The following is a 15,749-nucleotide window of genomic DNA, read 5'->3' as shown; positions in this document are numbered from 1 at the left end:
TGGCTCCACGCATCGTTCGAACCTCTCCAGCCTCGTTCTGCCCATTATACCACCGACTTTTTCAGCATCCTCTTAAGCATCGGCAATCGTTTTTGGTTTGTCGGGGATATCCTTTTGCCATGCCGGAATGCCGGTTTTCCCCGCCATGCGGGTGGGGGTGCATTCTGCCGGCATTCGGCCCATGGCGTGAGCTTCCGCTCCATTGGAGCAGCGATCCCCATGCTTGATCCGCCTCGTCTGCGCCGCCCTGTCCGGTAGGGCAGGGCGTTACCGCAAGCGCGCCAAAAGAACGAGACGCCGGCTGGGCCCTCGGGAACTTTTTCACCCCCCAGCGCTCCCAATAGGTCATGAAAGCCTGTCCGATTCCGCTGCGCTATGTCTTGGTCCTGTTCCTTCCCCTTGCCCTGAGCGGCGCCCGGGCGGCGGCGCTGCCGCCTTTGCCCACCCTGCCACCGCCACCACCCATGCCGGCTCCGCAGCTCGCCGGGGTGCAGTCCGCTGTGCTCATGGATGTGCAGAGCGGGCAGGTGCTGGCGGCCGAAGCGCCCACCCGGGCGCTGAATCCCTCGGGACTGGTGAAGCTGATGACCGCCTATGTGCTGCATCAGGCCGAGGCGCAGGGTATGATTCACGCCCATCAGGCTGTGCCGGTCTCCGCCAGCGCTTGGCATGCGGCCGGTTCGCGGATGTTCCTGCAGCCCGGCAAGGCGGTGGATGTGGCGCAACTGGAGGATGGGCTGCTCATCGATGGCGGTAACGACGCGGCCATTGCCCTGGCCCAGGCCGTGGCTGGCGGCGTGGGCAGCTTTGTGCAGCTCATGAATCACGATGCCCAGGTTCTGGGCTTGACGCAGACCCGTTTCCGCAATCCCGATGGCCTGCCGCAGCCCGGCCAGAGCAGCAGCGCCCTGGATCTGGCCCGCCTGTCCTGCGATCTGATCCGTTCCGACCCCGGTATCGTCCGGATCACGAGTCGGCCGTCCTATCAGTACAACCACATTACCCAGTACAACTGGAACCCCCTGGTGGGCCGGGGTGGGGTAAACGGATTGGGCGTGGGGCTGTCCAGCCGACAACACTGGAACCTGGACGTGAGCGCCAGCAAGGACGGCCGCACGCTGGTGGCCGTGGTCCTCGGCGCGCCATCCCGCAGCGCGGCTGCCGCCGCCGCCAGCACCCTCCTGCATTATGGCTGGGCGGGTTGGCAGGACCGCCAGCTCTATGGGGCGGGTCAGACCGTCGCCACCCTCCACCGGCAGGACTGGAGTCCCCAAGGCTTGCAGGTGGTGACTACGGCGCCGGTAACGGTGAGTATCCCGTCGAACCAGGCGAGCGCCGTCCACGCGGTCTTTGTTCCGGCACTCCATCTGCAGGCGCCCTTACGAGCAGGCGCAGCGGTGGGGACGCTGGATCTGCGCTGGCATGGAAAGGTACTCCGGACGGTGCCGGTGCTTGCCAAAAACGCGGTGGAGCCGGCCGGGTGGCTCACCCGCATCCTCCATGAGGCCGAAGCGTGGCTGGGTTGATGAAGCCGCTAGCCGTAGACCGGGCCGGCAACCGGATCTAGGGGGGTCGTCCATGCCGCCGCGCTCCCGCCCACCTGCGCCGCGCCATCACTGGTGGCGCTGGCTGGCGCTCATCGTCCTCCTCTTGGGCGTGAACCTCATCGTCGGCGTCGGCATCTGGACCTGGCGCCTCTGGCAACAGTTGCCGGCGGTGAGCGCGCTGCAGGACTGGCATCCCGAAGAGCCTCTGCGCATTTACGCCGAAAACGGCCAACTGCTGCAGGTCATCGGCCCGCAGATCCGCTATGCCCTGCCCCTGCAGAAGATCCCGCTACGGCTGCAGGAGGCCTTCATCGCCGCCGAGAACGCGCGTTTCTACAGCCACAATCCCATCTACTACCCGGTAAGTTATCCCGGCATCCTGCGCGCGGCCTGGGTGGACCTGGTGCATTTGGCGCCGGTACAGGGGGCCAGCACCATCACCGAGCAGGTGGCGCGCAATTTTTACCTGACCCGCAAAAAGACCATCACCCGCAAAGTGGCGGAGATCCTCCTTGCCTACAAGCTTGCCGCCCACCTCAGCCGGGCGGAGATTCTCGACCTCTATCTCAACAAGATCTATCTGGGCCAGGGGGCCTACGGCGTGCAGGCGGCGGCCCGGGTCTACTATGGGAAAGACGTGGATCGCCTGAGCCTGGCGGAAATGGCGACCCTGGCCGGGTTGCCGGCGGCGCCCTCGGCCTTCAACCCCGTCAGCGCTCCCAGGCTGGCACGGATGCGGCGGGATTATGTCTTGCGGCGGATGGAGAAGTGCGGCTATATCACGCCTGCCGCCCTCGGGGCCGCCCTTGCCGCCCCCATCCGCACCGCCTACCATGCGCCCGCCAGCAACATGGCCCCCTACGCCACCGATTGGATCCGCCAGTGGCTGGAAAAACAGTTCGGCCCGGACTTCACCTATCGCCATGGCCTGCGCGTCTATACCACCATCCATCCCCAGGACCAGCGCGCCGCTGACCGGGATATGGCCGTCGGCCTGGAGAATTATGCCATGGGCCTGGACAGTCTTGACCCCAAGGCCTGGCGCGGTCCCATCGCCCAGCTTCGCGGAACGGCCCTGCGCCAGGCCGCGGCGGGACAACGACCGGCCATCCTCCCGCCCCACGATCCGGCCAACCTGCGCTGGGGAGTGGTTCTGGTGGCCGGTGCGCGGCGCGCCACCGTGGCCCTGGAGGGGAAAAGTACGGTGCATCTCTCCCTGCGCGATGTGGACTGGGCCCGCTCCGCGCCTGCCGGGCAGATCCCCACAGCAGTGGACCAGATCCTGCAGCGCGGCGATCTCATCTGGCTGCGCCCCTATGTGGGCGCCATCAGCGCCGGTACCGGCAATCCCGTCTGGGGGACCAAGGTGTGGCACACTCCCCGCCATCCCGGCTGGCAGCTCACCCAGATTCCGCGGGTACAGGGGGCGCTGGTATCCCTGGATAGCCATAGCGGCGCCATCCTCGCCATGACGGGCGGCTTCAGCTATGAACTCAGCCATTTCGACCGGGCCCTCTATGCCTATCGCCAGCCTGGCTCCGGTTTCAAGCCGTTCGTTTACGCCGCCGCCATGGATGGGGCAGCCATGCGGGCGGCGGGCAATCCCTCTTTCCTGACGCCCGTCTCCCTGATCAAGGATACGCCTTTGACGGTACGGCTGGCCGATGGTCAGGCCTATCAGCCGACCAACTACAGCAAGCAGTTTTCCGCTACCCCATTCCCGGTCTGGGAAGACCTGGCCGATTCCCACAATGTCCCCAGCGTGCGTATCCTCCTGCACATCGGGATCCCTTATGCCGCCTCCTATGTCCAGCGCTTCGGCTTTCCCGCCCGCCAGGTCCCGCGGGTTCCTTCCATGGTCCTGGGCTCCGGTGACTTCACGCCCATGCAGATCGCCCGGGCGTACGCCGCCTTTTCCAGCGGGGGCTTCCTCCCCAAGCCCTACCTCATCTCCCGCATCGAAACCGCCGGCGGGGGGCGCATTTCCCTGCTGGATTGCCCTCTGGGCTACACGCCCCCGCCGCGGGAGACCGCCATCCCGCCCGGCGTGGCCTTTCTGCTCACGCGGATGATGGAGCGCGTCATCCGCGGCGGTACCGGCGTCGCCGCACAGATCCTCCACCGCCATGATCTGGCGGGCAAGACCGGCACCAGCAACGGCGAGGAAAATGCCTGGTTCACCGGCTACAACCCGCGGATCGTCACTACGGTCTGGGTGGGATATGACAACAACCAGGGCATGGGCCACTGGGCGGCGGGCGCCCGCGAGGCCCTGCCCATCTGGGTCCACTATATGAAAAACGCCCTCCGGAAACAGCCCGATCTGGGTTTCTTCCAGCCCCCCGATGTGGTGCGCGCGCGTTACGACCCGCAGACCGGCACTTTGGCGGACGGGGGACGGAAAGGACGAGAAGGATACTTTCTGGCCGGTTGCCTGCCCCCCAAAACGCCTCCGGAATTTCCGTCCATCAATGCCTTTATCCATGCGTTGATGCATATTTTTTAGCGTTTCTGCCCATTTTCTGCGGATTTTCCAGTGCCCGTGCCGGAGGTACGGTAGCCGCCGCCAGCAGACCATCCCGAGCGAGGTGTTTCCCATGACGATGAAGCAATCTTCCCCCCTTTTCGACCTGGCATTTTTCGCGCTTATCGCGTTGCTTTTCGCCTTTGCCTTCTTTGGGCTGCAAGGCTGGCTCCGCCACAGCGCCGACCGTCCCGATCCCCATCCGCTGACCGCCCTGCAGGTTATTCCGGGCAGCCCCTCCACGGCCTCCCTCCCGGTTGCCACGCCAGGGGTAAAACGCCAGACGATCTCCTGACGATCCCCCGGCGGGGGAACCATCCGGCTGTCTCCTCATCAGAGAAGAGAGGATCCTGCCGTACCCCTTGTGCATCGCGTGCGTTGCATCCCGGCGCCTAAGGAAAAAGCATGACCAGCCTGCATCATGACGAAGTCGTCGCGGATACCGGCCCGCAAGGCGGCAAGCACGACGATCTGCATCAGCGCATGGCACGCTTGCGCGCCATTCTGCGCGAACCCAGGCGCTGGATTTCGCCCTGGTTTGGCGCCTACGCCCTGTTGGGGGCCATTTCTTCGGGCATTCTGCCCATCCTCCTGCCTCTCATGATCGTGGGATTGACCCAGCACCTGAGCTGGGTGGCCTACGTCATGGGCGGGTACAACCTGGGTCTGCTCAGTTCCCCGCTGTGGGGCAGCCTGGCCGACCGGAGACACGCCCATCGCGCCCTCTTCTTCGGCGGATTTCTGGTCCTCATGGGCGCCTTGCTGGCCATGCCTTTCCTGCCCGAGATCCTGCCCTGGACGGCGCTGTCCTTTGTGGCGGGTGCCGGGACCGCTGCGGTCGCCACCGTGGCCACCCTCTTTGTGGTGGAATTCCACCCTCAGAATGAATGGGAACCACGCATCGGCTGGCTGCAGACCTTCAATGGCGGTGGCCAGGTAGCCGGGCTCCTGCTGGCGGGCATTTTCGTCAGCAACTTTCGCCTGGGGCTCTATTGTTCCGCAACCGCCTTGCTGCCCGCCCTCTGGCTGGGCGCCCGGGGTCTGCCGGTGGCGGCACAGCGCCACGCCTGGGTAACCGAGATCGGCACCCGCATGCGCCATGACCTGGATTGGCGTTTCCTGGCGGCCTTCGGACGCACGGAGCTCCAGGGGGGTGGTCTGCTGCGTTTTTCCCATCATTTGTCCCTGGGAGGGGTGCGCCACTTGGGCAGCGTCCTCCATGGCCGTTTCGGCCGATTCCTCTTCTCCTGGTTCGCCCTGTCCTTCGGGGTGGCGGCCTTTTTCGCCTATTTTCCCGTGGCCCTGCAAAAGGCCTACGGCGTGGCGCCGGCCCTGACCTCCCTCACCTACGCCGTTGCCGCTGCCGTTGCCCTGGTCCTCTACACGGTGGGCGGTCAGCTCTCCGGGCGTTATGGCGCGGGGCGGGTGTATCGCTGGGCGCTGCTCCTGCGCCTGCTGGGTTTTGTCCTGCTTTTCGTCGTGTTCTTCTTGCCCATTGCCAAGATCCTGGCCGGGTTGGCCGGGTTTGTCTGCATCATCATGGCCTGGCCGCTGCTGAGCATCGCCGGCACTGATCTGACCGCCCACCTTACCCCCGTCAGTCAGGGGGCCGGCATGGGCCTGTTCAACGCCGCCGCGGCGGTGGCAACGGTAATCGGCACCTTCCTGGGCGGGCCCCTGGTGCAGTTTCTCGGTTATCCGGCCCTCTCCGGGCTGGCCCTGCTGGGGATCGGCTTGGCCTGGATCAGCGCGCGTGGTTTGGATACGCCCAGGGCTGCATCACCCAAGTAGCCATGAATCTTCAGCACCCCAATACCTAGCCGGGATAAATCTGGTATCTACAACTTCTGAATGGGAGACCTGCCATCCATGCACCGTTTGCCACCGCTCTTGCGGCCCAATTTTTGGCAGCGCCTGCGCCGTTTCTGGTGCAGGGTACGGGCCGCGCTGCGCCTCGAACAATGGTTCCCGCAGATCCCCCTCGCCTTGGCCGTGGGAGCGTTGGGCATCCTCAACATACTGGACGGCCTGCCGCGGCTGAGCCGGTTTTTTCCGGAACTCAGCATCCTCGCGCCGGTAACGGTGCTGAGTCATTCGCCGGTGCTCGGGGTGCTTGGCGCGGTACCGGAACTGGTGGCCGGAGTCGTCCTCCTGTTCATGTCCATCGGCCTGCTCTTTCGTTCGCGCTTCTCCTGGGCAGTCACCCTGCTGCTGGCGGCGGCCACGCTGGTCCTTTTATTGCACCACTACGGCCTGGTGTGGAGTGGGATCGCCGTTCTGAACGGGGTCATCCTCATCGGTCTGCTGCTCTTCCACCGCAGTTTTTCCCGTTCCAGCGTGGCCGCCGGAACCCTCTTTGCCGCCATATCCATCCTCCTGCTGCTGGGCTACGCGGTATTTGGCAGTTACGTCCTGGGGAAGGGATTTACTCCGCCCATCACCAACCTGGTCACGGCGCTGTATTTCTCCGTGGTGACCATGTCCACGGTGGGCTATGGCGATATTACGCCCCATAGCCAGGACGCCCGGCTCTTTGTGGTATCCATCATTATTCTGGGAATTACCGTCTTTGCGACCTCCATTTCCACCGTCATCGTGCCGCTGGTGAACGGCCGCATGAACCGGTTGCTCATGGGTGAAAAAAAACGCATGAAACAAAATCACTATCTCATTATTGGTGACAATGCGCTGGCGCATAATACCTATCGGGAGCTCAAGGCGCGCCATCTGCCGGCCATCGTCTTGCTCCCCGGCCAGCCCCAAAGCATGTGGATGGACCCCGAGGATCTCCTGCTGGGCGACGCCACCGAGGTCGAGGCCTTGAAGAAGGCGGGGGGCGAGCAGGCCCTGGCCATCCTCGCCCTGCGTCTGGATGACAGTGAAAACGCCTTCATCGTCCTCGCCGCCAAGGAACTGGGCGGCCGCGCGCGCACGGTGGCCGCGGTGAAGGACGGCAAAAATATGGAACGAATGCGGCGGGTGGAGCCGGATCTCATCATCGCCCCCGAGGTGTTGGGCGGCGAACTGCTGGCCATGACCCTGAGCGGAGAGAGTTTGGACCGCGAGGCCATGCTGAGCCGGATGTTCAGCACCAAGGCATGACCCCGGATCCGGCAGTTGGCAGCGGGGTTTTGCCGCGACTTCGGCCCGAGCCGTTGTTGTTCTAGGCGAAAGCCCGCGTCCGGCAGGCGAACTGTTTGAGCCCGCAGGGCGAGTTTTCGCCTGCCAGCGGGATAAGCCGTAGAACAACAGGCGAGAGCTGCCGGAGCAAAAAACCCCGCTGCCAACTGCCGGATCTTGGATGGCCAACTGCCTCTGTTTACCCAAGGGACGGAACTATCGCCCGCCCTATGACTCTCAATTTTATTCCATAATGGCGATCTCCTTCGGGGATGGCCGCAAGGGGCGGCTGCGGCGCCGCCTTCGCCGCAACAACTGGAGGTCAGCATGTCGATCTGGGATAAGTTGTCCCAAGGACTGGGTCAGGCGCTCCACGGCCTCGCACCCGCGTCGCCCAGCCAGGAAGCCCTGGCCCGGCAGGAGAGCTGGACACGGGCGCTGGATGGAAAAACCCTCCCGGATTTTGTGCAGCGGCGTTTGCAGGAGACCGCTGCCGGCCGTTTGCCCTGGCTCACCACCGCTACCCCCGCCGAACTGCTGCTGCAAAAGAGCCACGGCATTCGTCCCCTGGGCTTTGTTTCGGGGAACTGCTGGTACCACTTCGGCTATTCCTGGACCCAAGGGCATATCGATGGCTGGCACGGTGCCCTGGAGCGCTTGCGCTCCGAGGCGTATCTGATGGGCGCCAATGCGGTGGTGGATGTGCAGATGCGGGTACGCAAGGGCGAGTCGGACGATATGGACTACGCCGTTTCGGGGACCGCCATCCGCATCGACAGCCTGCCCGAGTCGGGCAATCCCCTCGTGGCCACGGTCTCCGCCGTAGAGTTCGTGCGCCTGCTGGAAGGGGGCATGGTGCCGGTGGGCGTGGCCATCGGCGCCTATTACGACTGGTACCAGCCGCCCTATGGTCGGGCCCAGGGCGAGCGCTCCTGGTGGAACCAGGAACTCACCGACGTTTCGGCGTTCCAGCAGCAAGTCCGGCGGCGGGCGCTCTATGCCCTGGGCGAGGATGGCCAGCGCCAGGGGGGCTCGGTCCTGGCCCATACCCAGTTTACCCAGATGGCACGCCAGGAGGGCGACAGCGAAAACCCCGAGCGCTTCCTCTGCCGCCATATCGCCATCGGCACCGTCATCGACCATGACCGCCGGGTAGCGCCGGGCATTCCCGCCCGTCCCGTCTACTCCCTGCGCCAGTCCCTCCTCACCGCATCTTCCCACCAGAAAAGGCCGCTCGTATGACCGATATCACCGAACACCTCGCCCCCCATGCCGTGGAACGCCTCAAGGGCCTCCGCGCCCAGGGCAGCCATGAAGGCATCTTTACTTCCGATCTTTCCGTCAACGAATTCGTCATGGTGCGCAAGGCCGGTTTCGAGCCCCTGGGGCTGGTGGTGGGCTCCTGCATCTATCACATGGGCATCCAGTATGGCCAATGGAGCCAGAACATGGAGATGGATGTCCTCTCCCAGGCCATGTACCAGGCCCGCGAGCTGGCCATGAGCCGCATGGAGCAGGAAGCCATCCTGCTTCGGGCCGACGGCATTGTCGGTGTGCGCCTGGAAGTGAAGCGCATGGAATGGGACCAGGAGATCCTGGAGTTCATGGCCATCGGCACCGCCATCGCCCACCGCGACGGCCAGGAAGGCTTCAAGGGAGTGGGTGGCAAGCCCTTCACCTCCGACCTTTCCGGACAGGACTTCTGGATGCTCCTGCAGGCCGGCTACCGGCCCATGGAGATGGTCATGGGCTCCTGCGTCTACCATGTGGCGCACCAGGGATTCATGAAGTCCATGGGCAATCTGGGGCGCAACACCGAACTGGAGCCCTTCACCCAGGCCATGTACGATGCCCGTGAACTGGCCATGGAGCGCATGCAGCACGAAGCCCAGGATGCCCAGGCCGACGGGATCACCGGCGTCAACCTGCACGAAGGCTCCCACAACTGGCAGCCCCATGTCATTGAATTTTTCGCCGTGGGCACCGCCGTCAAGGCCATGGAACATGCCAATGACCTGGTGGACGCTCTCAGCCCGCAACTGGTCATTCCCGTCAACGATTAACCCTATCGAGAGGATTGTCATGTCGATCTTTAAACACGCAAGCGAGATCCTGGAAGCCCGGGTCAACCACTTTCTCAACAAGGCCGAAGACCCCGCCGAGACCCTGGACCTTTCCTATGAAAAGATGATTGAAAGCCTGCAGGACAGCAAGCGCCATCTGGCCGACGTGGTCACCGAGCGGATTTCCCTGGAAAACCAGATGGCCCAGACGCAAAAGGCGGCCGACAAGGCCGAGGCCGATGCCAAGATGGCCCTCGGCGCCCAGCGCGAGGACCTGGCCAAGGCCGCCCTGGGGGAAAAAGAAGCGGCGCTGCAGAAGATCGCCTCCCTCCAGGCCGCCCACGACAACGTGGCGGCCCAGGCGCAAAAGCTCACCGACTACGAGCAAAAGCTGCAGGAGCGCATCGAGCAGTTCCGTACCCAGAAAGAAGTCATGAAAAGCCAGATGGAGGCCGCCCAGTCCGAGATCAAGGTGGGCGAATCCATGACCGGCATCGGTAATGGTCTGGCGGACGCCGGCGACGCCCTGCGCCGCGCCCAGGACCGCACCGGCCAGATGCAGGCCAAGGCCCAGGCCATGGACGGCCTCATGGCGGCGGGTGTGCTCAATGACCCCCTGGATCAGCGCAGCCAGACCGACAAGGATCTGGACCAGTTGCGCGCCAGCAGCGGCGTGGATGCCGATCTGGCGCGTCTCAAGGCCGAAATGACGGACCAAGGGCCGAAAACCGCCGCAAAAGACGATGACAAAGCGGCCACCTAAGGGGCTTCGACCATGAGCGCCACCCTTGCCATCGCCCTCGTCGTCCTCGCCTTGATCGGCCTGGGCATCGCCGCCATCTTCGTGCATTTAGCCTGGTGGCTCCTCATCGCCGTTGGCGGGCTCTTCATTTACTTTATTCCGAGCATCGTTGCCGGCGCCCGCCATCATGAGCATGTGCTGTGGGTCCTGGTGCTCAATATTGCCCTGGGATGGTCGGGTATCGCCTGGATTGTTTTGCTGATCTGGGCGATCCTGGGCAAATCGATATGGGCGAAGGATGCGGGAGCGTCGGGAAGATCATGAGCGAGGCATTTGACCTGCAAGCGGCCTGGATGCGCAAGTCCCAGGGGGACATCAAGGCCTTTTTCGAGGCCCTGGCGGCTTCCCTGGAAGCGGGCTTTCCCGGCCAGGTGGAAGTGCGCCGGAAAAAGGATGGCCTCTTCTCCAAGACCAGTCATGTGGAGGGGCTTTCCATCCGCACCCAGAACTTTCAGTTTCATCTGGAGCGGGAAGGCGCGGGCCTGCGCGCCCTTCGCGCCAGGGAAGTGCGCGGGGTCGTGCTCAAGCGCGATGATCTGGCCATTGGCGAATGGCTGGAAAGCCTGACGACGGAGCTGGCCGGGGTTTCCGGCGACCTGGTCAAGACCCGCGACGCGCTGCATGATTTTTTGATGTCGTGAGCCCTTTCCGGCGGCCGCCCGGGGAATTTCGGGTTTGGCTAGCCGTACTGGGTGGCCACGGAAAAATCTCCCAATTGCAGGCGCCGTAAGCTGGCCAGGAAAGTGGCCGGGGACGAATTGGGTGCCAGCGGGCCAATGCGGACCCGATAAAATGCTTGTCCATGGCTGGTTACGGGCACCAGTACCGCCGTGCTGATCCCAAAATCGTTGAGGCGCCGACGCTCGCGATTGGCCTCATTCAGGCTCATGAGCTGGGCCGTTTGCAGGAATAATGCCGGCGGCTGCGTCTGCACTGCCGGCAGGGGCCGGGGAGCCGGGATGGCGGCGGGCGGGGGCAGGCGTACCGGGATCATGCGGGGTTGCGCGGCGGGAGACGGCGCGGAGATCACCCGCCGGGCCACCGGCAATACTTCCGGCGGGGGTGGCGGCGGAAGCGCGGTGTTGCCGCTGGGGATGACCTGGACCTGCACTTCCGCCGTGCCTTGCCCGACCATCCCCAGGACCCGCGCGGCGCCATAGGAGAGGTCCATGATGCGCCCAGCCACGAAAGGACCGCGATCATCCACCAGCACCACGACGCTGCGGCCGTTGTCGAGGTTGGTCACCCGCGCACAGCAGGGCAAGGGCAGGGTCCGGCTCGCCGCGGTCAGTGCCCGGGGGCGGAAGGCCGTACCCATGGCCGTGACGGTGCCCGACTCCCACCCATACCACGAGGCAATGCCGCGCCGGTCGTAGCCGGTGCTGCTGCGCATGGGGTAATAGCTTTGTCCATCAATCTGATAGGGTTGATTGTAGGCGGCGTTGAGATCGGCGGGCGGGGCGTAGCAATAGTCGTTGCCGGCGTAGCCGGAGGCCACCCTGGCGGAACCGTAACCCGTGGCCACGGGCGCTACGTTGCCGGACATGCTGGCGCAACCCGACAGCGCCGCTGCGGCCATGGCAAAGGCGCTGAGCCGGAACCAATGGAGATCAATGCGTGAGTGCATGGTCCTGCCATCCAATGAGCTTGGATCATTCTAGGGGATCTTTTATCGAAACATCAAGCCCTGCAGCGGGTTAGCCGCATTCTTTCATCGGTTGGCGGAACTTCCAGAACCCGTGGGCAGTCTGATGAAAATGTTTCTGTTCCTTACGGCGTCCTGATGGCGCGTAGCGCGCGCATTCCCTTGCTGCCCAGCGGCCGCGCCCGCTGGGTCGTCAGTCTCATCCTTCTCGGTTTGGCCATCATCCTTGCTCGGGATTATACCTTGCAATGGGCGCAGGGGAGCGCGCTACGGGCGCAGGGGCGCCTACGCTACCTGCGGGAACTGCCCTTGCCGAGCGAGCGAGGCATCATCTATGCCCGCAACGGGATGCCCTTGGCCTTGAACGTGCCGGCCGTCACCATCTGGGCCGATCCCAGCGTCTTCGCGCGTCATCGCGCCCGCTGGGGGCAGGTGGCCCGGGCACTGGGCCTTTCCACCGGCGCCTTGGCACGGCGGGTCGCCAGGGGTGGGGCCGATTACGCGTACCTGCTGCGCCAGGCTTCTCCGGCCTTGGGGCAGGCGGTGCTGGCCTTGGGCGTGCCGGGCCTGCATGTGCAGGCCACCAGCCGGACCTTTTATCCCCTGGGCCCCGTTACCGCGCCCCTGTTGGGGCTGGTGAACATCGCCCATCACGGGGCCGCGGGCCTGGAGCTGGGCTACAATCACTGGTTGTCGGCAAGCCCCGGCAGGGAGAAGGTCTTGGTGGACGCCCGCGGGCAGATCCTGCATGTGGACCGGATCCTGCGTCTGCCCCGATCCGGGCACAACCTGCACCTGACCATCGATCCGCAGATCCAATATTGGGCCTACCTGACCCTGCTGGCGGCCCAACGGCATTTTGGCGCGATGGATGCGTCAGCGGTGGTGATGAATGTTCACAGCGGCCAGATCCTCGCCATGGTGAGCGTACCCAGTTGCAACCCCAACGCCCTGGGAAGCTGCAGCGATCCGGCCGATTATAGCAACAACGCCGTGCATCAGGCCTTTGAGCCGGGCTCGGTGATGAAACCCTTCGTGGTGGCGGCGGCGCTGGCCACCCATAGCGTCAGCCCAGCGGCCCGCTTCAACGTCTGGCAGCCCTTGGTCGTGGATGGCTACACCGTTACCGACGATGTGCGCCACCATGTCTTGAATATCGAGCATATCCTCAAGTATTCCAGTTGCATCGGCGCGGCCAAGATCTCCCTGCGCACCCCCCGCCGTGCCCTTTATGCCATGTATCGCGCCGCCGGCTTTGGCCGGAGCCCCAGTCTGGGTTATCCGGGTGCCACCTCCGGCGTCCTGCCGCCCTGGCAGGGCTGGGGACGGGCGCGCCATGCCACCATCTCGCTGGGCTATGGCGTCTCCGTCACCACCCTGCAACTGGCCGACGCCTACGCGGCTCTGGCCAATGGTGGCTACCACGTGCGCCCCGACCTTCTTCTGGGTCAGGCTCGCCGGCGCCGCCGCATCATGCCTTCCTGGGTGGCCGACGACCTGCGCCGCTGGCTGCGCAGCGTGGCCGAGCCCAACGGTACCGGCATCCTCGCCGCCATTCCCGGCTACGCGGTGGCGGGCAAGACCGGCACTGCGGATCTGGCCAACGGCAAGGGCGGCTTTTATCGGCACCGCACCAATGCGACCTTCGTAGGCTTTGCGCCGGGCAAGGACCCGCAACTGGTGATGGCCGTGACCCTGCGCGATAGCGACAAGTTCTGGAACTTCGGTGGCGTCGAGGCAGCCCCCGTCTTTCGCGTCACCATGGAGCACGCCCTGGAGCAACTGGACATCGCTCCGCCATGGTGCGGCAAAAGACGGTGCCGTCTGCAGGCACCGCGAATCACCACGGCTCAGGCGGAAATCTGGGCCGAGGGCGGCGGCCAATGATGAGACGGGCCGTATTTACACCGGACGGTTGGCGCCCGGATCCCGCACGGGACCCATCAAAGCTAGCCCCTCCGCATAGGTGATCTCCGGGAACACGGCGCTAAACTTCATCGCGGCATCCGCCATGCGATCCGTCTTGCCAGCGGTGTCCAGTTTCTTCAGGTCATTGCGCTCGATGTAAAAAAGTTCCAGCGTTTCATTGTATACCGTAGCCTCATCAATGGGGAGTATATAGAAGGAAACGCCTTCGTAGCTTACCTGATAGCGTTTGCTGAGATCGATATTGTTGCAGAACAGGAAATATTTTCCGCCAGGGACCAGCGCCCCGCGCAGCGCATCCACCAACGGTTCGAGATAAGCAAAAGACAGGAGATAACAGGCGAGAAAGTCGATGCCGGATTTGCCTTCCTCGGCAACGGCAATGACCTGCGCGGCCACGATCTCCGGGGGCCGGGCCTCGTCCGCAATATTCGCTGCAAATTTCAATGCGATCTCGCCGCGAAAGCCGAACCTTCCGGGCTTTTTTGTCCAGTCCTTGAACACTGGATTTTGCAGGCGCTTATCGGCATCCAGTTGGCCAAATGCGGTTTTTTCGATGCTGCTCATATTGCTGTTATCCTTTGGCGATGATTGGTTGAAAGTTAGCGAATTCCGGCCAGCATGTTCCAGCCGGCGGCGTCTTCGGGACCGAAACATTTACCGTAGTCATTGCAAACGCTACAGCTCGGCGCCTGGCAGAGGGACACCGCCGCCTGGTCGCAGAGCTGTTTGTAGAAAAATTTCTTCCATTTCATGTTGCCGCTATTCCTGGCATGGAGATCGGGAAAATGGCGGCGGAGCAAATCGCTCAAATCGTCGCGGCCGGTGAATCCCAGGTCTTGCCAGAGATGATCATTCCCCATGCAGGCTGTGGCGATGAGGGAGGCAAACCATTCCTCTTCCTCTCCGGATCCCCCACGATGCTTGAGGAAAAGCTGACGTAAATCGGCCGCCTCTTGCTCCCGTGGAGCGGCTTGGGGATCCCCGTGTCCGCCGTAGCAGCGACACAGAAAATGCCCACCGGCGGAAAGATGAAGATAGACCTTCATGCACTGGTCAAAGGGCTTGGCATCGAGGGCCCGGGGGAAATAGCGGTTCAGCAGATGGCGGAAGTCCGTCGGTGGCAGACCCAGGGCGGCGCCCAGGGCACCGGTCTGGCCTTGGGCGTGGAAACTGATGCTCAAGGCGAAAAGACGGGCATCCTCCGGGTCTTCCCGAGGGTCGCGAGCTGCCATCAAATAATCGTAAATGGGAGAGGGCATTTCTTCCTCCTTGCCGGCGGGTGTCCTGGGCTAGGCGAGTAGCGGCTCGCTTTCGATGGCGGCGTGGGTATAGCAATCCTTGGGGCACGCCCGGGAACAGGCCTCGCAACCGATGCACAGCTCCGGGTGGTCGATGGTCATCACTTTGCGCTCCGCCTCATCGTCGTCCGCCGCCACCATCTCCCCGTCTTCATTGATGCCCTTGAGCAGCAGCACGCCCCGGCCGCAGGCGCGGAAGCAGCGCCCGCAGCCGATGCACTTTTCCTCGTTGAGCTGCTCCACGAAGTGGGGGGTCCAGGCGAGCCCGCCCTTGGTACGTGCGGTAAGGGTGGTCATGGGCTTTATCCTCCCGCAAAGGCGGCCAGGCGCTCCCGGGCGGCCGCCAGCTCGCTGTACGCGGTATGCGTGTGCAAGGCGAGATCCATGATGTTTTCCCAGCCGATGGGGAGATCCTCGGCGAGATCATGGAGATCCATTTTCAATCGTGTTGCCTGGGCATTCAGTTTTTTGATTTCCGCTTTCAACGCCTCCTTCTCATCCATGATCGACTCCCAGTGCCGGGTTTGTTCCTCTACGACCAGTTCCATTTCCAGTATGTCTGACATGACTGCGTCCTCCGTTCGATCGCGTCAATAACGCGCCACCGCAGGGAATTGCTCGATCATCTCCACGGCGGAATTTACTAGGCGCGCTCCAGAATGAACTGCAACACCTATGGTCCAAAGGGACCGGAGGTGATAAATGGGCAAGCATTACAATCAGTTGAGTGTCGATGAGAGAAATCAGATGCAGAGAGGGCTGAATGCCGGGCAGAGCCTGAGAGCCTTGGCCCGGAGCATGAATCGCAGTCCTGGCACCTT

Annotated in this window: 17 protein-coding genes; 12 read left to right on the top strand and 5 right to left on the bottom strand. The window is 63.7% G+C overall.

Annotated features, from left to right (window positions below; all coding sequences use genetic code 11):
• Positions 1 to 347 precede the first annotated feature (347 nt).
• From ACP5MM_RS08975 to ACP5MM_RS08930, 10 genes are all read left to right on the top strand, one after another.
• The gene (locus ACP5MM_RS08975) at positions 348 to 1,526 is read left to right on the top strand and encodes a D-alanyl-D-alanine carboxypeptidase family protein (protein WP_427933010.1); all 1,179 of its coding nucleotides are present in this window, start codon (positions 348 to 350) and stop codon (positions 1,524 to 1,526) included.
• 52 nt (positions 1,527 to 1,578) lie between these two features.
• Positions 1,579 to 4,053 (top strand): penicillin-binding protein 1A, encoded by a 2,475-nt coding sequence (locus ACP5MM_RS08970; protein WP_427933012.1) that lies wholly within the window; start codon positions 1,579 to 1,581, stop codon positions 4,051 to 4,053.
• Between the two features lie 91 nt (positions 4,054 to 4,144).
• Positions 4,145 to 4,366: a hypothetical protein gene (locus ACP5MM_RS08965; RefSeq protein ID WP_427934443.1), complete on the top strand. Its 222-nt coding sequence runs from the start codon at positions 4,145 to 4,147 to the stop codon at positions 4,364 to 4,366.
• 110 nt (positions 4,367 to 4,476) lie between these two features.
• A complete protein-coding gene (locus tag ACP5MM_RS08960; RefSeq protein ID WP_427934442.1) occupies positions 4,477 to 5,862 on the top strand; it encodes an MFS transporter in 1,386 nt (461 codons plus the stop codon).
• 78 nt (positions 5,863 to 5,940) lie between these two features.
• Positions 5,941 to 7,173 (top strand): voltage-gated potassium channel protein, encoded by a 1,233-nt coding sequence (gene kch / locus ACP5MM_RS08955; RefSeq protein ID WP_427933018.1) that lies wholly within the window; start codon positions 5,941 to 5,943, stop codon positions 7,171 to 7,173.
• 345 nt (positions 7,174 to 7,518) lie between these two features.
• Entirely contained in the window at positions 7,519 to 8,433 is a 915-nt protein-coding gene (locus ACP5MM_RS08950; RefSeq protein WP_427933347.1) for a hypothetical protein, read from the top strand.
• A complete protein-coding gene (locus ACP5MM_RS08945; protein ID WP_427933349.1) occupies positions 8,430 to 9,254 on the top strand; it encodes a heavy metal-binding domain-containing protein in 825 nt (274 codons plus the stop codon). The genes ACP5MM_RS08950 and ACP5MM_RS08945 overlap by 4 nt, the downstream gene beginning before the upstream one ends.
• 19 nt (positions 9,255 to 9,273) lie before the next feature.
• Positions 9,274 to 10,017 (top strand): PspA/IM30 family protein, encoded by a 744-nt coding sequence (locus ACP5MM_RS08940; RefSeq protein ID WP_427933351.1) that lies wholly within the window; start codon positions 9,274 to 9,276, stop codon positions 10,015 to 10,017.
• A gap of 12 nt (positions 10,018 to 10,029) precedes the next feature.
• Positions 10,030 to 10,320, top strand: coding sequence for a superinfection immunity protein (locus ACP5MM_RS08935; protein WP_427933353.1), 291 nt, complete (start codon positions 10,030 to 10,032; stop codon positions 10,318 to 10,320).
• Entirely contained in the window at positions 10,317 to 10,697 is a 381-nt protein-coding gene (locus ACP5MM_RS08930; RefSeq protein WP_427933354.1) for a hypothetical protein, read from the top strand. The genes ACP5MM_RS08935 and ACP5MM_RS08930 overlap by 4 nt, the downstream gene beginning before the upstream one ends.
• Before the next feature lie 38 nt (positions 10,698 to 10,735).
• Here ACP5MM_RS08930 and ACP5MM_RS08925 read toward each other — a convergent pair whose 3' ends face one another.
• The gene (locus ACP5MM_RS08925; RefSeq protein WP_427933356.1) at positions 10,736 to 11,683 is read right to left on the bottom strand and encodes a septal ring lytic transglycosylase RlpA family protein; all 948 of its coding nucleotides are present in this window, start codon (positions 11,681 to 11,683) and stop codon (positions 10,736 to 10,738) included.
• Positions 11,684 to 11,839: 156 nt separating this feature from the next.
• Here ACP5MM_RS08925 and ACP5MM_RS08920 point away from each other — a divergent pair, with 156 nt between their 5' ends.
• Positions 11,840 to 13,588: a peptidoglycan D,D-transpeptidase FtsI family protein gene (locus ACP5MM_RS08920; RefSeq protein WP_427933358.1), complete on the top strand. Its 1,749-nt coding sequence runs from the start codon at positions 11,840 to 11,842 to the stop codon at positions 13,586 to 13,588.
• 15 nt (positions 13,589 to 13,603) lie between these two features.
• Here the strand turns inward: ACP5MM_RS08920 and ACP5MM_RS08915 are convergent, their stop codons facing one another.
• Genes ACP5MM_RS08915 through ACP5MM_RS08900 form a run of 4 tightly spaced genes read right to left on the bottom strand, consistent with a single transcriptional unit; the run spans position 13,604 to position 15,494 of the window.
• Positions 13,604 to 14,194, bottom strand: coding sequence for a hypothetical protein (locus tag ACP5MM_RS08915; protein WP_427934441.1), 591 nt, complete (start codon positions 14,192 to 14,194; stop codon positions 13,604 to 13,606).
• A 35-nt stretch (positions 14,195 to 14,229) separates the two neighbouring features.
• On the bottom strand, positions 14,230 to 14,889 hold the full coding sequence (locus tag ACP5MM_RS08910; protein WP_427934440.1) for a nitrogen fixation protein NifQ: 660 nt from the start codon (positions 14,887 to 14,889) through the stop codon (positions 14,230 to 14,232).
• 30 nt (positions 14,890 to 14,919) lie between these two features.
• Entirely contained in the window at positions 14,920 to 15,225 is a 306-nt protein-coding gene (fdxB, locus tag ACP5MM_RS08905) for a ferredoxin III, nif-specific (RefSeq protein WP_427934438.1), read from the bottom strand.
• 5 nt (positions 15,226 to 15,230) lie between these two features.
• Complete coding sequence (locus tag ACP5MM_RS08900) at positions 15,231 to 15,494, bottom strand: CCE_0567 family metalloprotein (protein WP_427933375.1); 264 nt, start codon at positions 15,492 to 15,494, stop codon at positions 15,231 to 15,233.
• A 136-nt stretch (positions 15,495 to 15,630) separates the two neighbouring features.
• Here ACP5MM_RS08900 and ACP5MM_RS08895 point away from each other — a divergent pair.
• Positions 15,631 to 15,749: helix-turn-helix domain-containing protein (locus ACP5MM_RS08895; RefSeq protein WP_427934445.1), on the top strand; the 119-nt coding region annotated here is incomplete at its 3' end.

Source organism: Acidithiobacillus sp., from assembly GCF_049965315.1.
Taxonomy (GTDB): Bacteria; Pseudomonadota; Gammaproteobacteria; order Acidithiobacillales; family Acidithiobacillaceae; genus Acidithiobacillus_B.
The sequence above is the reverse complement of the archived record's forward strand: the minus strand, read 5'-3'. Positions and strand labels throughout refer to the sequence as shown.